This is a genomic window from Micromonospora luteifusca (assembly GCF_016907275.1).
In the GTDB taxonomy this organism is placed as follows: Bacteria; Actinomycetota; Actinomycetes; order Mycobacteriales; family Micromonosporaceae; genus Micromonospora; species Micromonospora luteifusca.
The window spans coordinates 6,369,500-6,391,079 of sequence record NZ_JAFBBP010000001.1 but is presented as its reverse complement, the minus strand read 5'-3'; the positions used below and the strand labels follow the sequence as shown (position 1 = coordinate 6,391,079).

16 protein-coding genes are annotated in these 21,580 nt (G+C 71.4%); 12 read left to right on the top strand and 4 right to left on the bottom strand.

Annotation, left to right across the window (positions count from 1 at the left end; translation table 11 throughout):
* Window positions 1-106: 106 nt before the first annotated feature.
* Window positions 107-1,087, top strand: a complete 981-nt coding sequence (locus tag JOD64_RS28800) for an ATP-binding cassette domain-containing protein (RefSeq protein ID WP_204945131.1) — start codon at window positions 107-109, stop codon at window positions 1,085-1,087.
* Window positions 1,084-1,911, top strand: a complete 828-nt coding sequence (locus tag JOD64_RS28795; protein ID WP_204945130.1) for an ABC transporter permease — start codon at window positions 1,084-1,086, stop codon at window positions 1,909-1,911. The genes JOD64_RS28800 and JOD64_RS28795 overlap by 4 nt, the downstream gene beginning before the upstream one ends.
* Here the strand turns inward: JOD64_RS28795 and JOD64_RS28790 are convergent, their stop codons facing one another.
* Window positions 1,912-5,091, bottom strand: a complete 3,180-nt coding sequence (locus JOD64_RS28790; protein ID WP_204945129.1) for an ATP-binding protein — start codon at window positions 5,089-5,091, stop codon at window positions 1,912-1,914.
* Between the two features lie 113 nt (window positions 5,092-5,204).
* Between JOD64_RS28790 and JOD64_RS28785 the strand changes: the two genes are divergently transcribed.
* The 6 genes from JOD64_RS28785 (at window position 5,205) to JOD64_RS28760 (ending at window position 12,196) form a co-directional block, all read left to right on the top strand.
* Window positions 5,205-6,038, top strand: a complete 834-nt coding sequence (locus JOD64_RS28785) for an ABC transporter ATP-binding protein (protein ID WP_204945128.1) — start codon at window positions 5,205-5,207, stop codon at window positions 6,036-6,038.
* 35 nt (window positions 6,039-6,073) lie between these two features.
* Window positions 6,074-7,057, top strand: a complete 984-nt coding sequence (locus tag JOD64_RS28780; RefSeq protein ID WP_204945127.1) for an ABC transporter substrate-binding protein — start codon at window positions 6,074-6,076, stop codon at window positions 7,055-7,057.
* Entirely contained in the window at window positions 7,054-9,162 is a 2,109-nt protein-coding gene (locus JOD64_RS28775; protein ID WP_239559707.1) for an iron ABC transporter permease, read from the top strand. Before JOD64_RS28780 ends, JOD64_RS28775 begins: the two co-directional genes overlap by 4 nt.
* A 27-nt stretch (window positions 9,163-9,189) precedes the next feature.
* On the top strand, window positions 9,190-10,095 hold the full coding sequence (locus tag JOD64_RS28770) for a siderophore-interacting protein (protein WP_204945126.1): 906 nt from the start codon (window positions 9,190-9,192) through the stop codon (window positions 10,093-10,095).
* A 130-nt stretch (window positions 10,096-10,225) separates the two neighbouring features.
* Window positions 10,226-11,686 carry an SDR family NAD(P)-dependent oxidoreductase gene (locus JOD64_RS28765; protein ID WP_204945125.1) on the top strand — a complete coding sequence of 487 codons (1,461 nt, stop codon included), beginning with the start codon at window positions 10,226-10,228 and terminating at the stop codon, window positions 11,684-11,686.
* Window positions 11,687-11,719: 33 nt separating this feature from the next.
* On the top strand, window positions 11,720-12,196 hold the full coding sequence (locus tag JOD64_RS28760; protein WP_204945124.1) for a heme-degrading domain-containing protein: 477 nt from the start codon (window positions 11,720-11,722) through the stop codon (window positions 12,194-12,196).
* 48 nt (window positions 12,197-12,244) lie between these two features.
* Here the strand turns inward: JOD64_RS28760 and JOD64_RS28755 are convergent, their stop codons facing one another.
* Complete coding sequence (locus JOD64_RS28755; RefSeq protein WP_204945123.1) at window positions 12,245-13,621, bottom strand: FAD-dependent oxidoreductase; 1,377 nt, start codon at window positions 13,619-13,621, stop codon at window positions 12,245-12,247.
* A 177-nt stretch (window positions 13,622-13,798) separates the two neighbouring features.
* Between JOD64_RS28755 and JOD64_RS28750 the strand changes: the two genes are divergently transcribed.
* A complete protein-coding gene (locus tag JOD64_RS28750; RefSeq protein WP_204945122.1) occupies window positions 13,799-15,184 on the top strand; it encodes a serine hydrolase domain-containing protein in 1,386 nt (461 codons plus the stop codon).
* Between the two features lie 97 nt (window positions 15,185-15,281).
* Complete coding sequence (locus tag JOD64_RS28745) at window positions 15,282-16,610, top strand: alpha/beta hydrolase (RefSeq protein WP_204945121.1); 1,329 nt, start codon at window positions 15,282-15,284, stop codon at window positions 16,608-16,610.
* A gap of 27 nt (window positions 16,611-16,637) precedes the next feature.
* On the opposite strand, the gene JOD64_RS28740 is transcribed toward JOD64_RS28745, so the two are convergent.
* Window positions 16,638-17,864 (bottom strand): MFS transporter, encoded by a 1,227-nt coding sequence (locus JOD64_RS28740; RefSeq protein ID WP_204945120.1) that lies wholly within the window; start codon window positions 17,862-17,864, stop codon window positions 16,638-16,640.
* 41 nt (window positions 17,865-17,905) lie between these two features.
* Between JOD64_RS28740 and JOD64_RS28735 the strand changes: the two genes are divergently transcribed.
* On the top strand, window positions 17,906-19,000 hold the full coding sequence (locus JOD64_RS28735; RefSeq protein ID WP_204945119.1) for an ROK family transcriptional regulator: 1,095 nt from the start codon (window positions 17,906-17,908) through the stop codon (window positions 18,998-19,000).
* A gap of 110 nt (window positions 19,001-19,110) precedes the next feature.
* Here the strand turns inward: JOD64_RS28735 and JOD64_RS28730 are convergent, their stop codons facing one another.
* Window positions 19,111-19,713, bottom strand: a complete 603-nt coding sequence (locus JOD64_RS28730) for a TetR/AcrR family transcriptional regulator (RefSeq protein WP_204945118.1) — start codon at window positions 19,711-19,713, stop codon at window positions 19,111-19,113.
* Here JOD64_RS28730 and JOD64_RS28725 point away from each other — a divergent pair.
* On the top strand, window positions 19,693-21,306 hold the full coding sequence (locus tag JOD64_RS28725; protein ID WP_204945117.1) for an MFS transporter: 1,614 nt from the start codon (window positions 19,693-19,695) through the stop codon (window positions 21,304-21,306). The two genes, JOD64_RS28730 and JOD64_RS28725, sit on opposite strands and share 21 nt — an antisense overlap.
* Window positions 21,307-21,580 lie beyond the last annotated feature (274 nt).

Here is a 21,580-nt window from a genome sequence, read left to right as displayed (position 1 = left end):
GCCACACGGGCTCGGCCGCGGGTCGGTGTCGGTGTCGGCGGCATGTCAGGGGCGGTGTCGGCGACATGTCGGGGCGGTGTCAGGCGAGCCGAGCACACTCTGGGACATGACAGCTGACCTGGTGATCGAGGCCGAGGGCCTCGTCAAGACCTTCGGAAAGACGAGGGCGCTACAGGGCGTGGACCTCGCCGTGCCCCGGGGGACGGTGCTCGGGGTGCTCGGCCCCAACGGCGCCGGCAAGACCACCGCCGTACGCATCCTCTCCACCCTGCTGACCCCCGACGGCGGGACCGCCCGAATCAGCGGTTTCGACGTGGTCCGGGACGCCGAACGCGTTCGGCAGACCATCGGCCTCACCGGCCAGTACGCCTCGGTCGACGAGGACCTGACCGGACGGCAGAACCTGGAGCTGTTCGGCACCCTGCTGGAGCTGGGCCGCACCGGCGCCCGGCGACGGGCCGCCGACCTGCTCGACTGGTTCGACCTGACCGCCGCCGCGAACCGGCCGGCCAAGACCTACTCCGGCGGCATGCGGCGGCGACTGGACCTGGCCGCCAGCCTCGTCGGTTCCCCCGATGTGATCTTCCTGGACGAGCCGACGACCGGGCTCGACCCGGCCAAGCGCGAGGACATGTGGGACGTGGTCCGCTCACTTGTCGACAACGGTTCGACTGTGCTGCTCACCACGCAGTACCTGGAGGAGGCCGACGCGCTCGCCGACGCGATCACGGTGATCGACCATGGCCGGGTCATCGCGCACGACACCCCCGAGGGGCTCAAGCGGGTGGTCGGCGGGCAGACCCTGGAGGTCCGGCCGTCCGACCCGGCGCACCTGCCCCGAACCGCGGAGATCCTCACCCAGGTCGGCTCCGGCGCGCCGGCCGACGAGATCCGCAAGGGCGTGCTCGCGGTGCCGGTCACCGACGACGCGGCCCTGACCGAGAGCGTCGCGCGGTTCGCCACGGCCGGCATCGCGGTCACCGAACTCTCCCTGCACCTGCCGAGCCTCGACGAGGTGTTCTTCACCCTCACCGGGCGTACGGCATCTGAAGACGACACCACCCGCCCCACGGAGGTCGCGGCATGAGCACTCTGATCGACGCCCCACCCGCGAGAAGCCGTCGGCTCTCGAACTCCGTACCGAACCCACGGCCGTTCCGGCTGCTCAGGCACTCGTTGGCGCTCGCCAAGCGCAGCCTCATCAAGACCTGGCGTACGCCAGAGGCGCTCATCGACGTCACCCTGCAACCGGTGCTGTTCCTCATCATCTTCGTGTACGTCTTCGGCGGCGCCGTCGCCGGATCCACCCACGACTACCTGCAGTTCCTGCTGCCCGGCATCCTGGCGCAGACGATCGCCACCGGTGCCATCGCGATCGGCGTCAACCTCAACACCGACATCGCCAAGGGCATCTTCGACCGGTTCCGGTCGTTGCCGATCCCCCGCTCGGCACCACTGGTCGGCGCGGTCCTCGGCGACGTCGTCCGGTACGTCATCGTCACCGTGTCGACCCTCGCGATCGGCTACGTGATGGGTTTCCGGATCGACACCGACCCGTTCCGGGCGATCGCCGGTTGTCTGCTCGCGGTGCTGTTCGCGCTCTGCCTGAGCTGGCTGCCGGTGCTCGTGTCGATGAAGGTGCGGACCGCCGGTGCCGTGCAGGGCGTGATGTTCGCGCTGATCATGCCACTGAGCTTCGCGTCCAACGTGTTCGTCGGCGCCGACACCCTGCCGGGCTGGATGCAGGCCTTCGTGGACGTCAACCCGATGACCCACCTGGTGGCGTCGGTACGCGGACTGTTCCTCGGCACCCCGCTCGGCAACCACGTGTGGTGGACGCTCGCCTGGTGCGCCGGCTTCGTGGCGCTGTTCATGCCGCTGGCGCTGCGCGCGTACCGCAAGAAGGTCTAGTCAGGCGAGCAGGTCGTCCATCAGCTCGCGGATGCGGGTGACGGCCGCGGCGACCGGCTCCTCACGCCACGCGGCCAGCAACGGCTCACGCTGCTCCTCGTCTCCGAGGGCGGCGTTGAGCCGTTCGCCCTTCCCGGCGGGGAAGAACATCTCGATGTGGGTGCCGATGCGCGTCGCGAGTGCGGACAGCGCGCGGGCGGCGCCGACGTCGTCGCGGCACGCGGCGAGTTCCGCGCCGCCGGAGGCCCACGCCCCGATCACCGGAAGGTCCTTCGAGGCCAGCGCTTCGTCGCGAGCGAGCGACAGCAACGCGGCGGCCTGGACGGCGGCCTCGGTCCCGGGCACCCGCCGCGTCTCGGCCACGCGTAGGTAGAGGACCGCCACCGCGACCCGGAGTATGACGCGCGGCTGAACCGGCCGCCCGGTCCACCCGGCGAGGGTGCGGGTCACCTCGTCGGCGTGGGCGAGTGCGTCGTCGTACCGTCCTCGCTGCCACGCCAGTTGGGCCAGGCCGAGACGCGCCTGCGCGACGTCCGTCAGCTCAGCGTGGCTCGGTGTGGCGGTCTCACCCAGGCGCCGCTCTGCCTCCGGGTCGCCGGCGAGGGCGAGCTGAACGTCCAGCATCACCCGGATCGACCGGGCGTCCTGTGTCGCTCCGAGGAGATCCATGTGGCGGACGCTGCGCGCCAACCAGTCGGTGGAGCGGGCGTCACCGCGCGGGGCGAAGAAGTGCCCGGCGGCCTGCGCCGCCACCGCCATTCCCCAGTGGTCACCGACGACCTCGAAGCGGTGGTACGCCTGCTCGGCGTCGACTATCGAATCCTCCGACATGCCGCCGTTCTCCCGTACCGCCGCGCGCGCGAACAGGCCGAGTCCCTGCACGTACGGGTCCGGATGCCCGATCATCTCGCCCGCGCTCTTCAGGCTCCGCTCCAGATCGGACCTGTCGAAGTCGGGCAACGCCGACGCGAGCGCGGTCAGCCGGGGCGACACTTCGGCGGGTCGCTCGGCCAGGAGCGTCCGCAGGGCCCGCCGGGCGAGCGCGGCGAGCCGCAGCTCGCCACTGATGCCGGAGTTCACGCTGATCACCACGCACGTCCAGGCGAGTCGATCGGCGTCGGGCAGTGGCCGGCCGCTGGCCCGGCCCCGCAGGATGGCCGACCGCTGTCGCCGCTCCGGGTGATCGACGTTCAGCAGCCCCCGCGCCCACGCGAGGACTTCGAGGTGCAGGCCACGCACGGTCCAGAGGTGGAACAACGCGGTGGCGACGTCGACGGCGGCGGGCTCGTCGTCCTGCCCCAGTGCCCACCGCAGGCCCGCGAGCAGGTTGTCCTGCTCGGCGGCGCAGCGGTCGAGCGCCTCGACCTGGCCGGGGCCGACGAAGCGGCCGGCGAGCGCGGCGGCCTCCGCCCGGGCCCAACCGACGAGGCCCGCCATCGCCGGAGCACGGTCACCTGCGGCGTCCAGGCGAGCTTCGCCGTACTCACGGACGGTTTCGAGCATCCGGTAGCGGGGTGGCCCGTCGCCCTCGACCAGGGTCAGCAGGGACTGTTCGACGAGCGTCGCGAGCCCTCGCCGTACGTCCGTCCTCTGCGCGACCGCGGCGGCGAGGTCCGCAGTGAACGGCGCGGGAATGACCGCGATCCGCTGCAGCAGCGCACGGTCGTCGGGGGCGAGAAGCTCCCGACTCCAGTCGACCATCGCCCACAGGCTCGCGTGGCGGTCGGGCAGGCCGCGCAGCGCGTCGTCGAGCAGCGCGAACCGGTCGGTCAGCCCGGCGAGCACATCGTCGATCGGCATGTGCCGCAGTCGCGCGGCGGCCAGTTCGAGCGCCAGTGGCAGGTTGTCGAGTCGGTGGCACAGCGCGAGCGTCCGTGCCGTGTCCCAGGTCGGCACCGCGCCACCGGCCCGTGCCCGGGACTCGATCAGCGAGAGCGCATCGGCGTCGGGTAGCGCGGTCAGTCGGTGGACCTGCTCACCGGCCAGGCCCAGTGGGGCCCGACTCGTCGCGAGCACCGCGACCTCCGGCGAGGTCACCGCGAGGAGGTCCGCAACGACGGTGGCCACCGCGTCGAGGACGTGCTCGCAGTTGTCCAACACGACCAGTCCGTCGAGATCCGGCGCCACGGCGCGCAGCCGTTCCTCGGGATTGAGAACCCGCCGTTCAAGGCCCAGGTTGCCCCCGGCCACCGCGGTGTCCGCGCCACCGAGTGCCGCGAGCACCGTGGGCAGCACCTCGTCGGACGAGCGCAGGCCGGCGAGTTCGACCACCCGTACCGCCCGCCCGGCCGCCGCCGCGCGCCGGGCCACCTCGGCGGCCAGGCGGGTCTTGCCGGCACCGCCGGTCGCCACGATCGTCACCAGGGCCACCTCGGCCAGCGCCTCGCCCACGGTCTCGACGTCGCGCTCGCGACCGACGAGGGCGGTCAGCCGTCGCCGCCACGCGGGGGGCAGGGCGATCCGCGCCGGCTGCCGGGGTGGCGTCACGACCGCCGGTGCGGCGAGTTCGCCGCGCAGCAACGACAGATGCACCTGTGCGATCACGGGTGACGGGTCGATGCCGTACCGGTCGGCCAGTTCGGCCCGGAGTCGCTCCACCATCTCCAGTGCTTCCGCCTCGCGCCCCTGGGCGGCGAGCACCTGGACGAGCAGGGCGGCGGACGGCTCGTCCGGGGGCGTACGCGCGACGAGGCGGCTCAGGTCGACCTCGTCGAACGCCCCCGCACCGGCGAGTGCCGCCTGCGCGCGCAGCGCGGCGACGTCCGCGAACAGTCGCGTGTCCTCTGCGGTGCTGAGCTCCGGGACCTCGGGGAACAGGGCACGCGCCTGATCGGCCAGGTTGCGGGCGGCGCGGACGTCGCCGCTGCCGAGCACGGTCCGCGCCTGATCGACGAGCGCCCGCGCCTCGACCGCGTCGACGGTGACGTCCTCGGTGGTCAGACGGTATCCGCCTGGCACCGCGACCACGGGCAGCCCGAGACGGCGCACCCGGGACACGAGCGCCTGGACGGCGCCGGTCGCGTCGTCGGGCGGCGCGCCGTCCCACACGGCGTCCACGAGCAGGCTCGTGGAGACTGCCCGGCCACGCGCGTCGGCGAGCGCGCGGATCACCGCCGCGAGCCGTTCACCCCGAACGGGCTGGCCGTCGACGGCGAGTGGGCCGAGGGTCGTGATCTGCACGCAACCAGCATCCCCCACGCGTGCACGGACCCGACGACCACCGGTCCGCCAGGCTGGCCTCGGACGCTCGGCCGGCTTGACACGTCGCCATTTAGTTAGGTTAGCCTAACTTCATGCAGAGCGAGTTGGCGTCGGCCAACGGGGAGTACAGCCTGTCCGGCGTCGATCTCCGTCTGGGCTATCACGGTGTGCCGGTGGTGCACGACGCCGTGATCGGCCTTCGCGCGGGTGCCGTGACCGCGCTGGTGGGTCCCAATGGCAGCGGCAAGTCCACCCTGCTGCGGGCCCTGGCCCGGCTGCATCCGATCGACGCCGGCCTGGTTCACCTCGCCGACGGCGTCGCATCCGCCAGCCTCCCGTCGAGGGAGTTCGCTCGTCGGGTCACCCTGCTCGCCCAGAGCCGACCGGTGCCCAGCGGGGTCACCGTCCGTGACGTCGTGGGTTATGGCCGCCACCCCTACCGGGGGCGCTGGCGCGCCGAGGATCCGAGCGGTCCCGCCGCCATCGCCCGCGCCATGGATGTCACCGGCGTCGCCACCATGGCCGAGCGTCCCGTCGACGAACTCTCCGGAGGCGAGCTGCAGCGGGTGTGGCTGGCCACCTGCCTGGCCCAGGACACCCCGGTGCTGCTCCTCGACGAGCCCACCACATTCCTCGACCTGCGCTACCAGGTGGAGATCCTCGACCTGGTGCGTGACCTCGCCGACGACCACGGCGTCGCCGTCGGCGTCGTGCTGCACGACCTCAACCAGGCAGCCGCCGTGGCCGACGAAGTGGTTCTGCTGCACCAGGGCCGCGTCCGCGCCACCGGCACCCCGACCACCGTCCTCACCGAGGACGCCCTGACCGAGACCTACGGAATTCGCATCGAGGTGACCAGCGATCCGGAGAGCGGACTGGTCACCACCCGCCCCCTGGGGCGGCACTCGACCCGCGTCCCGGTCTGAACGACACCCCGATCCACAGCCAGAGGAAGTTCGTGATGACCCGTACCCGTTTCACCGCCCTCATCGCCGTGGTGGCCGCGCTGACGCTCGGCGCCTGCGGCACCACCGAGAACGCCGCGGCCCCCGCATCCTCCCCGTCGCCGGCCGGCGGCCCGGTCACCGTCACCGACAGCCGCGGCAAGGCCGTCACCCTCAAGGCCCCGGCAACCAAGGTCGTCGGCCTGGAGTGGGGTGAGGTCGAGATGCTGGTCAGCCTGGGTGTCATGCCCGTCGGCGTCGCCGACCCCAAGGGCTACGGCACGTGGGTCACCGCCGCCAAGCTCGACCCGAGCGTCAAGGACGTCGGCACCCGCGGCGAGCCGAGCGTCGACTCGATCGTCGCTCTCCAGCCCGATCTGGTGGTGATGGAGGGCGACGGGACCGCCAACCTGATCGACCAACTGGAGAAGTACGTGCCCGTCGTGGTCGCCAAGGGCAGCGACGCCACCGACAACCTCGGCCGGATGCGCGCGGACCTCAACATGATCGCGAAGGCCGTCGGCAGGACCGCTGCGGCGGAGAAGCTGCTCGTCGACTTCGACGCGGCCATCGCCGACGGCAGGAAAAAGATCGCCGACGCCGGGGCCGCCGGCCGGCCGTTCGCCATCGCCGACGGTTGGAAGGAGGGCAGCACCGTCAGCATCCGGATGTTCGGCGCGGGTGCGCTCGTCTCGCAGATCGGCATCCAGCTCGGTCTCACCAACGCCTGGACGGGCAGGACCGATGAGGCGTGGGGCCTCGGCCAGACCGATGTCGAAGGTATGACCGTCCTCAAGGATCCGAACCTGCACCTGTTCTACAACGCCTCCGACGGCACCGACGTGTTCGCCGACGGCCTCGCCGCCAACGCGATCTGGAAGTCGCTGCCCTTCGTCCGGCAGGGCAACCTGCACAAGATGCCCGACGGCATCTGGACCTTCGGTGGTCCGCTCTCCGGCAAGCAGTACATCGACGAGTTCCTCAAGACCTACACGGCATGACCCTGCTGACCGCACCCGCACGCCCGGAGCAGGCCACCCAGCCGGCTCCGGGCGGGCACCCGACCGCGCCCCGCGTCGTCGGTGTCTTCGTCGCCGTGATCCTCCTGCTGCTCGTGGTGGGCGCGGTGCACCTCACCCAGGGCACCTCCACCGTCGGACCCCTCGACCTACTGCGGCTCGTCACCGGCACCGACGACGAGGCGGCCCGCGTCCTGATCGCCTCCCGGCTGCCCCGCCTGCTCGCCGGGCTGACCATCGGCGTCGCGCTCGGATTCGCCGGAGCCGCGTTGCAGTCGATCGCCCGCAACCCGCTCGCCTCCCCCGACACCCTCGCGGTCAACGCCGGTGCCCACCTGGCGATCGTCTCGATCGCCGCGTTCGGGGTCTCGCTGCCCGCGCTGCCGGCCGGCGGCCTCGCCTTCTGCGGAGGACTGGCCGCCGCCGGCCTGGTGATGGCGATGTCCGCCGGAGGACAGGCCGGCACCACCCGGCTCATCCTCGCCGGCTCGGCGACCGCGCTGGCGCTCGGGTCGGTGACCACCCTGCTGCTGCTCCTGTTCGAGCAGGCCACCATCGGGCTGTTCGCCTGGGGAAACGGCTCGCTGGTGCAGAGCGACCTGACCGCGCTGACCCAGCTCGCCCCGATCATCGTCGGCTCCGCCATCGTCCTGGTCCTACTCGGGCACCGCCTCGACATCCTCGCCCTCGGCGACGACACCGCCACCGTCCTCGGTCTCGACGTGCGGCGCACCCGACTCGTCGTCACCGTGCTGGCCGTGCTGCTGTCCGCCGCGGCCGTCACCCTCACCGGCCCGGTCGGCTTCGTCGGGCTGTGCGCCCCGGTGATCGTCCGGCTACTCGCCCCTGTGGTGCCCGGGGTGCACCGGCACCGCATCCTGCTGCCGTTGTCCGGCATCGCCGGGGTCATCATCGTGCTCGGCTCCGACGTGCTGCTGCGCGCTGTCCTGGGTGGACAGGCCGGGGTCGACATTCCCACCGGCGTGGTCACCACCCTGTTCGGCGCGACGATCCTCATCTGGCTGGCCCGCCGGCACCGCGACGCGGGGCCCACCCGCCGCCCGCCCGGCGGTCACGCGGCCGTCCGCTCCGCCGCCTTCCACCGCGGCGTCGTCGCCGTCACCGCCGTGCTGACCGTCTGCGCCGTGGCGGTCGGCATGCTCGCCGGTGACACCTTCGTGCTGCTCGGTGACCTGGTCAACTGGGTCAACGGCACCACCGGGCCCGCGTACACGTTCGTGCTGGACCAGCGGTGGCCACGCGTCGCCGCAGCGGTCCTGGCCGGCGCGGCGCTCGCGATCGCCGGCACCACCGTGCAGGCCGTCTGCCGCAACCCGCTGGCCGAACCCGGCATCCTCGGCATCACCGCCGGTGCCGGGCTCGGCGCCGTCGCACTGCTCACCTTCGTGCCGCTGGCCGGTGTGTGGGCCGTCTCCGGCGTCGCCGGACTCGGCGCGATGCTGGCCTTCGCCCTGGTCTACGGCCTGGCCTGGCGCGGCGGCCTGAGCTCGGACCGACTGGTGCTGATCGGCTTCGGCGCCTGGCAGGGCGGCATCGCCCTGATCACGTACCTGATCGTCGCCTTCGACCCGTGGAACACCGGAAAGGCGTTGACCTGGCTGTCCGGCTCCACCTACGGCCGCACGTCCACCCAGGTGCTCCCGGTGCTGATCGCCCTACTGGTGCTCACTCCGGCCGTGGTCGCCGCCCGCCGCGAACTCGACCTGGTGACGCTGGACGACGACACCCCCCGGGTGCTGGGCGTCCGGCTGGAACGCACCCGGCTGGTCGCGCTCGGCGCGGCGGCGCTGCTCACCTCCACCGCGGTCTCGGCCGTCGGGGTCATCGGCTTCGTCGGCCTGGTCGCCCCGCACGCCGCCCGGGCCCTCGTCGGCGGGCGGCACTCCCGGGTGCTCCCGGTGGCCGCCCTGCTCGGCGCGGCGCTGGTCAGCATCGCCGACACCCTCGGCCGGACGGTCATCGCTCCGGCCCAGATCCCCGCCGGCCTGGTCACCGCCATGATCGGCACCCCGTACTTCGTCTGGCTGCTGTGGCGGTCCCGCGCCGTGGCGCACAACACCCGGTAGACGCCGGCCCGAACCCAGAGAGGCACCATGACCACGACCCTGCCCATCGCGCCGTGGCGCGTGTTCGCCGTCACCGTGCGCGCGGTACGCCGGCTCAGCCCGTCCTTCGCCCGGGTGACCTTCACCGGGGCAGACCTCGACCGCTTCGCCGACAACGGTTACGACCAGCGGATCAAGCTGGCGCTGCCGCTGCCCGGTCAGCACGGGGTGACCCTGCCAGAGGGAGCGGACTGGTACGCGCAGTGGCGAGCCCTGCCGGAGCACCTGCGCAACCCGATACGCACATACACCGTGCGGGCGGTCCGACCGCACCTGGCCGAGGTCGACGTCGACCTGGTGCTGCACGGTGACAGCGGCCCGGCGACGCGTTGGGCTCGGCGGGTGGACGCCGGGGACCACATCGCCATGGTCGGGCCGGACGCCGGTTACGACGGCGACCACGGCGGGGTCGAGTTCCGACCGCCGACGGGGGCCACCCTGCTGCTGGCCGGGGACGAAACGGCCGTGCCGGCGATCAGCGCCATCTGCGAGCGGCTTCCCCTCGCCGCCCGGGGCACGGTGGTCCTGGAGGTGCCCGACGCCGACGACGTGCTGCCCCTGGTGGCTCCCCCCGGCGTCGACGTGCGCTGGCTCTCCCGGGGCGTCAGCGGATACGGCAGCCGGCTGGTGCCCGCCGTCGCCGACGCGGCGGGCGAACTGCTGGCCCCGGGCACGACGCCTGCCGCCCAGCCGGTCCCCGACGTGGACGTCGACACCGAGATCCTGTGGGAGGTGCCCGACGAGGTGGCCGCAGCACCGCTGTACGCGTGGCTGGCCGGAGAGGCCGGCGTCATCCGTCACCTGCGCCGGCACCTGGTCGCCGAGCGGGGCCTGGACCGGCGGGCGGTGGCCTTCATGGGCTACTGGCGTCTTGGCCGCGCCGACACCGACTGAACGCGGACCCTGCTCAGGCCGCACGGCGAGCGCGGGGTGCGGTGAGGACCGCGCGGTGCGTACAGTTTCGGGTCGGACTTGGGGCGGGCCGGCTGGATCCGGCACGGGAAACGGGACGAGACACAGACGCATGACGGTGGACAACATTACCGAAAACGGTCAAAACGGCATTGACCGAGACCGGCTGGAGGCCTGCCTCAGCGTCTTCGAGGCGTTGGAGGAGCTGCCCTCCGACCACCCCGACGTGGTGCGGGTGCAGCGGGCAACCGCACGCCTCTACAAGGTGATCAAGCAGCGACGACGCGAGGAACGGCGAGACGCCATCCTCGCGGCCGACCGGGCAGTGACGGAAGCCACCGCCACCGGTGCCCCGGGCCGGATCGACGACGAGACCCAGGGCATCCCCCTCGCGTCCTCCGCGGCGGGCGAGACGGCCGGGTTCCTGCACAATCCGCGCGGCTGCTACGTCTGTAAGCAGCGCTACCGCGAGGTGGACGCCTTCTACCACCAGCTCTGCCCGTCCTGCGCAGCGCTCAACCGGGAGCGCCGCGACGCCCGTACCGACCTGACCGGCCGGCGCGCGCTGCTCACCGGCGGCCGGGCGAAGATCGGCATGTACATCGCGCTGCGGTTGCTGCGCGACGGCGCGCACACGACGGTGACCACGCGCTTCCCGCACGACGCGGTCCGCCGGTTCGCGGCCATGCCCGACAGCGGGGACTGGCTGCACCGCCTGCGCATCGTCGGAATCGACCTGCGTGACCCCGCCCAGGTGATCGCCCTCGCCGACTCGGTCAGCAGCCAGGGCCCCCTCGACATCCTGATCAACAACGCGGCGCAGACCGTCCGCCGCTCCCCCGGGGCGTACGCGCAGCTCATCGCCGCGGAGGCCGCGGCCCTGCCGGACGGCCCGCTGCCGGAGCTGATCACGTTCGCCAAGCCGGACAGCCAGGGCGGCCCGGTCGGCAGCCTGACCGCCGGGCCGCAGTCGACCGCGCTCACCCCACACGCGCTCACCGCGCTCGCCCTGACCAGCGGCTCGGCCTCGCCGGAACGGATCGCCGCGTCCACGGCCATCGACGCCGGAGGTCTCGTGCCCGACCTCGACTCGGTCAACAGCTGGGTCCAGCGGGTGCAGGAGGTGGACCCCGTCGAGCTGCTCGAAGTGCAGCTGTGCAACGTCACCGCGCCGTTCGTGCTGGTCAGCCGACTCCGCCCGGCCATGGCCGCAGCGTCGGCCCGCCGCAAATACGTGGTGAACGTGTCGGCGATGGAGGGCCAGTTCGGCCGCGGCTACAAGGGTCCGGGGCACCCGCACACCAACATGGCCAAGGCCGCGCTGAACATGTTGACCCGCACCAGCGCGCAGGAGATGCTGACCGACGGCATCCTGATGACCAGCGTCGACACGGGCTGGATCACCGACGAACGGCCGCACCCGACAAAGATGCGGCTGGCCGACGAGGGCTTCCACGCCCCGCTGGACCTGGTCGACGGTGCGGCCCGGGTGTACGACCCGATCGTCCGCGGCGAGCTGGGCGAGGACCTGTACGGCTGTTTCCTGAAGGACTACGCGCCCTGCGCCTGGTGACCGACTTTGCCACCGTTGAACGAGGAGAAACCCATGTCAGTTGACCGTGAACCGTGGCCGACGCTTGACGAGTTGCTGCGCGAGGAGGCCGAGCTGGAGCTCGCCGGCCTGTCCGAGACGGACGCGTACCAGCTGGGAATGCTCGCCGTCGCCGCCGCGAGTGAACAGCGGCTGCCGGTCTCGGTCGGCGTGTGGCGGGCCGGGCGTCAGCTGTTCCACTGTGGCCTGCCGGGGTCGACGGCGGACAACGACGGGTGGCTGCGTCGCAAGGGGCGGGTGGTGATGCGCTTCGAGCACTCGTCGCTGTACATGGCCCGGTTGTGCCAGGACAAGCAGGTGACGCTGGCAGAGCGATTCAGTCTGCCAGCCTCCCGGTACGCGGCGGCCGGGGGCGCGGTGCCCCTGCGCGTACGGGGCACCGGCGTGGTGGGCTGGGTGGGCGTCTCCGGTCTTCCGCAGCTCGATGACCACCGCTTCGTCGTCGACATCCTGCGCAAGCTGCCCCGCTAGTCGGATCAACTGCTCGCCGTCGGCCATTGGCTCAGGACGGGCCAACCGTCAGCGTGCGCGGCGGTTGGCCCGCACGGCGCCGAGGAGCACCCCCGGCCTGGCCAGGGACAGTGGGTGCGCCCGCATGGAGACGACCTCGTTGAACCGTCGCGCGGTCGGCAGGTCCGTGACGGTCGCGGCGATGATCTGCCTGCTGGCCCAGCTCGTGATCCGGTAGCCGCGCGGGTAGGGCCCGTCGACGTGGGGTAGCGCCAGGTCGGCGGAGGTCGACGTCGACCATGCGGCGTCGACCACGACTTTCTGCAGGGCCAGGTACTGGTGCGCGGGCTGGGTCAGATCCGGGCCGGACCGCAGGTACGTCGACAGGCAGGCCGCGTGCAGGCCCGCCGCCGTCATTCCCTGGCCGTACACCGGGTTGAAGGACGCGACGGCGTCGCCGACGCTGACGAGCCCGGCCGGAAACCGCTTCAGCGCGTGGAAGTCCCGTCGTCGACTGTCGGCATGGTGGTAGGTCTGGACGTCGCCGAGCATCTCCTGGCCGGCGACATCGCCGAACTCGGGTGGAAACTGCTCCCGTAGTCGGCGGACGAAATCCTCTGCGGTGTGGCCGGGGCGGTTGTCGCCGTATCCGGCCATCATGGCCATCCACCGACCATCCTCGATGGCGAAGAACGCGGCGCCGGCCACGTCCGAGGCGGTCTTCGCGGTGTGCAGCGCCAGGACGACCGTCGAGGCCGGCGTCGCCGCTGGGCGTCGGAACTGGGCGGTCGCGTAGTTCAGGTGCACGCTCATCCGTCGCGTGACGGGCCGGTCCCAGTCGGCCTGCTCCAGCCAGGCCGACAGTTTGCTCGAACGCCCCATGGCGTCCACCGTCAGGTCACCACTCTCGACGCCGGGCACCCCACCGACGTCGTAACGGACGCCGCTGACCGCGGTGCCGTCGAACACGAGGCCGGTGGCACGGGCGGTGACCGTCTTGACGTTCGGCAGGCGGAGCACCTGCTGGCGGATCAGGCCCTCCAGGAGGGGTCGGCTGCCCGCCAGGGTGTCGGCGTCGTCGGGGACGACGACCCTCGGCCGACCGTCGAGGTAGTTCCGCCTGGCCGTGGGTGGCGCCTCGACCGCCCCACGGGCCACGGCCTGGTCGCGGAAACCCGGGAACAGGCGCTCCAGTTGGAAGAAGCCGCCGGGCAGCAGCGCGTGCAGCTGCGTCCCCTGGGGTACGCCTCGACGCGCGCCGGTCACCTGCGGGTCGTCCCGGTCGATGATGACGACGCTGTCGGCGTAGTCGGACAGCACGCGGGCGGCCAGCAAACCGGCGACGCTGCCGCCGACCACGATCGCCGTGCCCATGATCGGCGACGGCAGCGCGGGAGGGCGCACCGCGTTCAGCTCGGCGAAGATCCGGGATGGGGAGAGGGACATCGTGCTCTCCAAGGGGTACGAATGGTCGTTCGACGTGACGCCCGTCGATCGTCGCACACCACTGAACGCCAACTGACAGTGCCCGTCCCGTAACGGTGTGTCGCCTGATGGGGCAGCGCGATCGACGTTCGGGCGGGTCGGTGGCGCGCGTCGATGTCAACTGTCACCATCTCCGGCATGCCCGTTGCGCGTCGTACTCTGCTCGGGGCCGGCCTGGCCGCCGCGGCCTCCGCCCTCACCGGCTGCGGTGACGACGGCGCGCCGGGGCCCGGTGCGGCCGGCCCCGGCGACGCGGTGACCACGACCGACGCCGCCGGGAACCGGGTGGGGTTCGGCTCGGCCGGGAACACCAGCCCGCCCTCCGGCGCGCCGAGCACCACCGCGTCCCCGAACGGCGGTGTCGCGCCGGCTGGCCAGGCGCGCTACGCGCCGGGGGTGACCGCGCTGCTCCGCAAGCAACTGCCCGCCACACCCCAGACCGTTACGCACAAGGGCTTCCCGGGTGCCGTCGCTGTCGTCCTGGTTGACGGGAAGACGACGGTGCACACCGCGGTCGGGGAGGCGCTGCGCTACGGCGCGGGGCCGAAGCTCCTCCCGGCGAGCAAGCGAGTTGCGATGCGCCCCGACTCCATCTTCGACCTCGCCTCGGTCACGAAGGTCTACACGGCCGTCCTGCTGCTGCAGCAGGTCGACAAAGGGCGTGTCGAGCTGGGTGCCCTGGTCCGCGATTACCTTCCCACCTTCACCGGGGCGGGCAAGGAGCGGATCACCGTCGAGATGCTGCTCACCCACACCAGCGGCCTCCCCGTCGGCGCCAAGGTCACCGGCCTCGCCGACAACGCGGCACGCTGGAACGCCGTGCTCACCACCGGGCTGATCTCCGGCGCCGTGCCCGGGGACACGTTCCGCTATTCCAGCGTGGGGCTGATGGTCGCCGGCAAGATCGTCGAGAAGGTCACCGGTCAGCGGCTCGACCAGGCGCTCAAGAGCAACCTCACCGGCCCGCTCGGCCTGAGCGACACCGGCTTCAACCCCAACACCTGGCTGTCGAGCAACGCGAAGGCCAGCCGCCTCGTCGCCACCGACGCCCGCTCGTCTCGGGGCCTGCTGCGTGGCACCGTCCACGACGACGTCGCCAACCACCTCGGCGGCATCGCCGGTCACGCCGGAGTCTTCGCGACCGCCACCGATCTCGCCACCATCGGGCAGATGCTCCTCAACGGGGGGATTCACCAGGGCAAGCGGATCCTCGCCGCGGCGACCGTGCGCCAGATGCTGACCAACCACAACGCCGGCAAGCCCGCCGTCGACCCCGAGCGGCCCAACCGGACCGCCGCGCACGGCCTCGGGGTTGTCCTCAACCAGACCTGGTTCATGGGCAGGCTCGCTTCGAGTCGGACCTTCGGCCACACCGGCTTCGCCGGCCCCTCGCTGCTGGTCGACCCCAACCGCAAACTCGTCCTCGCCCTGCTCACCAACCGAGCGCACCCGAACTGGAGTTGGTCGAACCCCGATCCGGTCCGCGCCGCCGTCGGGGACCTGCTCGCCAAAGAGGTCGGCTGACCGAGGGCCCACAGCAAGGTGTGGACCGTCGCGCCCCACCCTGACACGATACTTGCGCTAGTAGTGCAAATACTTCGTCCCTCAAGGTGGAGGACCGATGCACACGTCTCGCCGCAGATTGCTCTCCGTGCTGGCCGGGGTCGCGCTCGCCGTCAGCCTGTCCGTCGCCCCCGTCCCCCGCGCCGCCGAAGCCGCCACCGCACCGACGTACCGTCCAGTGATCTTCGTGCACGGCAGTGCCGGATCGGCGTCGCAGTTCGAGTCCCAGGCCAAACGCCTGGCCAGCAACGGCTACCCGATCGACATCATCGAAGCGCACGAGTACGACTCACCGAACATCGCGGCGATCCTGCCCCAGGTGTACGCGGGCCTCGACGCGCGGATCTCCCGCCTGCTGGCGACGGCCGGCACGGACAAGGTCGACCTGCTCGCACACTCCCTGGGCACCTTCGTCATGCAGGGCTATCTCACCAGCTCACCGGCGCGCGCCGCCCGGGTCGCGCACTACGTGAATCTGGACGGGCGCACCGCCACCTCCCCGCCGGGCGGTGTGCCCACCCTCGCGATCTGGGGTGAGGGCGACCCGGCCCGCGCCATCGTCGGCGCGACCAACGTGTACCTCCCCGACCAGTCCCACACCCAGACCGTGTCGTCACCGGAGTCGTTCAGCGAGATCTTCGGTTTCCTTCAGGGTCGCGCGCCCCAGACGACGCGGATCGTGCCGCAACTCTTCGGTACGGCGCGGGTCTCCGGCCGCGCGGTGCTCTTCCCGAGCAACGTCGGCGTCACCGACGCGACTCTTGAGGTCTACCCGGTGAACCCCCTGACCGGCGGTCGGTTGTCGCACCGGCCGGCGCATCGGGTGCCCCTGAGTGGCGATGGCGCGTTCGGCCCCTTCGCGGTGCTCGCCACGGCCCGCTACGAGTTCGCGATCGTGCGCGCCGGCGCCGCGACGCACCACTTCTACTTCCAGCCGTTCCTGCGCTCGGATTCGTTCCTACGGCTGGCGACGAGCACGCCGGGCGAGGGTCTGAGCGCACTGGTCGACACCAGCGACCGGCACACGGCGCTGACGATCCAACGCCAGAAGGAATGGTGGGGCGACCAGGGCGATGCCGGCGACAACTTGTGGATCAACGGCAGGGATGTCCTGAACGCGGCCAACGCCCCACGCGTCAAGCGGACGATCGGCATCTTCGCCTTCGACGACGGCAGCGACGGCGTGACCGATCTGACCGCACCGCTGCCGGAGTTCTTCAGCCAGACCTTCATCACCGGAATAGACGTGTTCATCCCGGCGACCCCGGCGCATCTGGGCCTCGTGCGGCTCACCGTGGGTCAACGCGGCGGCGGGTACGACGTGATCACCGTGCCCAACTGGAGATCGAGCGCCCATCGGGTGACGGTCAACGTCGACGACTTCTGATCGCCTGCCCCGAGCGGTCCGGCCGCCTCACCTCGCGGCGGTGGCCGGAACCCGCTCATGCACGCGTCGCCCGGCGGCGAAGCTGACCACTCCCAGGGCCAGCCCGAGGACCGCCAGGACAACGCCCACCCGGGCCGGTGCGAGGTATCCGAGCCCCGCGGTGATGGCGACACTGCCCAGGGCTGCGCCCAGGCTGTTCGCGATGTTCGTGGCCGACTGGTTGACCGCCGCGCCCATCAGCTGCGCTCCCGGGGCAGCGGTGATCAGGCACGCCTGCAGGACCGGGCCGAGGTAGAGGCTGGTCGCGCCGACCAGGAACGCGCCCACGAACAGGCCGACAGGGGTCGACGCGACGAGGCTGAACACGGCGATGCTCACGATCATCGCGACGAACCCGATGACCATGCTCCGCCGCAGGTCGCGGTCCGCGAACCAGCCGCCCAGGGCATTGCCGACGGTCATGCCGAGACCCACCGCGACAAGCGCCCACGGCACCGTCGCGGCCGAGAGACCGGCGACGTCGGTGGTGACCGGTGCGATGTAGGTGTTCACCGCGAAGAACCCGGCGAAACCGACAGCGCCTGTCACGGCGACCAGCCAGACCTGCGGTGTTCGCAGCGCCCGCAACTCGGCGGCCGGCGAGCCGTCGACCGCGGCGGCCACCTCCGGGACGACCGCCAGCACCGCCAGCAGGGTGAGCACGAAGACACCGGCGATGACCAGATAGGCGGCACGCCAGCCGGCCGTCTGCCCGAGCCGCGTGATGAGGGGTACGCCGACCACGTTGCTCACGGTCAGGCCGCTGAGCACGATGGCGAAACCACGGGCCTCGTTACCGGGGCCCATCAGCGTCGCCGCGAGCAGTCCGGCCGCTCCGAAGTACGCGCCGTGCGGCAGCGCCGCCGCGAACCGGGCCACCAGCACCAGGTCGAAGGTGGGGGCGATCGCGGACGCGACCGTGCCAGCGGCGAAGAACACGAGCAGCCCGAGGACGAGCTTCTTACGGGGCAGACGCGCGCTCAGCGCGGCGATCAGGGGCGCGCCCACGACCACGCCGAGCGCGTACGCGGTGATCATCCAGCCCGCGCGGGCGACCGCGCCCGACGACGACTGGGCGTACTCCTGGGAGAGCAGATCGCGCGCGATGTCGGGCAGCAGGCCCATCGCCACGAACTCGGTCAGGCCGATCGCGACGCCACCCAGTGCCAGTGCGACCAACGCCGCCGTCCGTCGACCTCTGCTCAACTCGATCACCGCGAAAATTTAGCAACAGCGTTGCGTAATAGGGTGGTGAGATGACTCGCGTCACTGCGGACGTCAACTTCCTACGCGGCTACAACGAGGCACTGGTCATGGCGGTGGGGCGTACCGTCGGAACGTTCGAGCGGTCGACCGTGGTCGAGGCCACCGGCCTGACGCCGCAGGCCGTCTCCAAGGTCATCGCTCGCCTGACCGTCGACGGCCTGATCCGTCCGACCGGCGTCCGCCGCGCCGGCGTCGGCAAGCCCGCGGTCGTCTACGAACTCGTCCCCCACAGCCGGTACGCGATCGGCGCCCACGTCGCCCGGCGCACGCTGCGGCTGGTCCTGGTCGATCTCGCCGGCACCGTGCAGTACTCGGCGGTCAGCCCGTTGCCCAGCGACTTCACCCCGCAGCAACTTCTCGACGCCCTGGCATCCGGCATCAAGGCGATGACCGGCGTCAACGACCTCGGGGGCCGACTCACCGGCGTGGGCATCGGCATGATCGGCCCGCTGGACCACGCCCACGGCCTGGTCCGCGGCGCCCACGGTCTACGCCACTGGCACGACGTGCCGCTGCGCGAGATCGCCGAGAAACACCTGGGCCTGCCCGTCCACCTCGACAAGGACGTCACCGCCGGAATCACGGCCGAGGCCTGGCGACACGGCGCGACGTTCGGCGACGCGGCTCTCATCATGATCGAGTCCGGCATCGGCGGCGGCTTCTGGCTGGGCGGCACAGCCCACCGGGGCGCGCACACCAACGCGGGAGAATTCGGCCACACGGTCGTCGACCTGGACGGGCCCCGCTGCGTCTGCGGCCGTCACGGATGTCTGGAGATCGTGCACAACCACGCCACTGCGGCCGGAGACGTCGCACGCGCCGCACGGGTCGTGGCAGTGGGCGTCGTCAACCTGCTCCAGACACTCGACCTCGCCCACGTGGTGCTGGCGGGCGCGGATCTCCTACGGCACCCGGACGCCTATCTGGCGGCAGTCGCCGACGCTGTTCAGGCGGACGCGCGACGCACGGACTGGCTCACCACGAAGGTGACCCTGTCCAGCTTGGGTGCCGACGTCATCGCCGCGGGCGCCGCCATGCAGGTCCTCGACCAGCACTACGGCATCCCGGAGCTTGCCCCGATCTGACCCGAACCCGCAGGTAGCGGACGCGACACGACGCGGACAGACACGTGGATGCCGTGGTGCACCTGGACGATCTGGGTTGCGAGGGCGGCGCCGGATCGACCCAGATGCTCTTACTCGGGCCTGAGCATGGCCAACAGGGTCTTCTCGAGGATCTCGCCGACGGAATCTGTGGCCAGTCGCCCGGCGGCGGCCTCGTCGGCGGCCGCGTGCAGCAGTGTGTAGACGGTCGTGACCAGCCACTCGACCGGCAGGTCCGTACGGAAGGCACCCTCCGCCTGGCCACGGGCGACGAGCCGCTCGACATGGGCCAACGGCTGGTCATGGCGGCGGCGCACTTCGTCGGCGGGCAGGGCACGCTGCACGGCGGCGTGCAGGCTGCCGAACCTGCTGAGCAGCGGCCAGCAGGATCGGATCAGCTGGGCGAACACCTCGGCCGGCGGCCCTTCGTCAGGTGAAGCGGCCTCGATGATGCCGGCGCTCTCGGCGATCGTCTCGGCGAGCACCGTCCTCAGTAGTTGCTCCCTGGACGGGAAATGCGCGTACAGGGTGACCCGGCCCAGACCGGCCGCCTTGGCGATGGCGGTCATGCTGGCATCCGGGTCACGGGCGAAACACTCGGTGGCGGCGGTGATGATCGTCGCGATGTTGCGTTCCGCGTCGGCCCTTCTGGGCGTCCCGGCCACTCGGTCTCCGTGGTCTCTGGTGCGCGCCATGGCCAGATCATACAAGTAGTCGAACAGCACTGTTCAACTTCCCACCCCCCATGGGGTATCTTCAAAGCCGAACACACCTGTACGACTTATGTCCGGCCGGACACCGTGATCGCCGCGGTGCCCCTCCAATCACCAGGAACGGAACGCCCGATGCCTCATCCCTCACCTGCGCTGCATAGCCCACCGAGGCCTGAGGCCTCGGCACATCCGCGCCGCTGGGCAGCGCTCGCGCTGATCAGCGTGGCCCAGTTCATGTTGATCCTCGACGTGACCGTGGTGAACGTCGCCCTCCCCGAGATCGGCGCCGACCTGCGACTGGACCGCACCGCGCTCACCTGGGCCATCACCAGCTACACACTGTTCTTCGGCGGGCTGATGCTGCTCGGCGGACGGCTCGCCGATCTCTTCGGAGCCCGCCGGATGATGCTCATCGGGCTGGCGGTCTTCACCGTCGCCTCGCTGGGCACCGGATTTGCCCAGAACGAGACGCTGCTGATCGGCGGACGCATCGCACAGGGCATCGCGGCGGCTCTGCTGTCCCCCGCGGCGCTGTCGACCGTCACCGCCACCTTCCATGGCCGCGAGCGCAACAAGGCGCTCGGCGTGTGGGCGGGGCTCGGCGGCATCGGTTTCGCCGCCGGGGTACTGGCAGGCGGCGTCCTCACCGCCGGTCCCGGCTGGCGATGGGCCTTCTTCGTCAACGTGCCGGTCGGCGCCGCCGTGCTGGCGTTCCTCCCGGCGACCGTCCCCGCCACCCTGCGAGCGCACCGCGGCAAGCAGCGCATCGATATTCTCGGAGCGTTGGCCGTCACCGCCGCCACCGGCTCGCTCATCTACGGGCTGGTCACGGCCGGCGACGCCGGCTGGGGCAGCGCCGCAACCCTGGTGCCGCTGGCTGCCGCAGCCCTGCTGTACGCGGTGTTCGTCGTCATCGAACGGACAGTACGTAACCCGCTGATGCACGTGGGGATGCTGGCCCGCCGACCCGTGGTCGCGGGCGCCTTCCTGATGCTCATCGGATCGGGGCTGCTGATCTCCGTGTTCTTCCTCGGCTCGCTGTACCTGCAGCACCTTCGCCACCTCAGCGCGCTGGAGACCGGACTGCTGTTCCTGCCCGCCGCACTGGCCACCGGGGTTGGGGCGCACCTGGCCGGCCGCCTGATTGCCAGCATCGGCACACGGCCGGTCGCCGCCATCGGCCTCGCGCTGGTCGCCGTGGGCACGGGACTGCTCACGCAACTCTCTGCCGACGGCACGGTCTACACCGGGCTGCTGCCCGGGATAGTCATCGCCGCGGCCGGAGTCGGCCCGGTATTCGTCACCGCCGCCACGTCCGCGTTGGCACACGTCAACCACGGAGAGGAGGGTCTCGCCTCGGGCGTGCTCAACACCTTCCACGAACTGGGCGGCGCCATCGGCGTCGCGACGGCCTCCACCCTCGCCGCAGCCGGGCTCACCAGTGCGCCCTCCATCGACGGATTCACCGACGCCTACACCGCGACGGCCATCGCCGCCACTGTGGCAGCCATCCTCGTTCCGGCCCTGGTCCCGCCCGGCAAGCCGGAGTTGAGCGGGCTGCCGCACGCCCACTGACCTCACCGGTCTGCCAGGTGCGGAACACGAAGCGGTGCACCGACCGCACCTCTAGACGAGTAAGACTCCTAACTCAAGACGGGGCTGGGGTCGCTGCGAAGGGCCCTCGCCATCCGCTTTGGCTGCCCGCCACGTTGATGTGCTGTTGAGCGGTATACCTCAGAGGTATGAATATGACTCTGAGGTATACCGCTCACCACCGCATCCGCCGCCTATCGAGGTGACCGACGGTCACCGCCGGCCACCTTCTGGCTGGCCTTCGTGCTGAACGTCC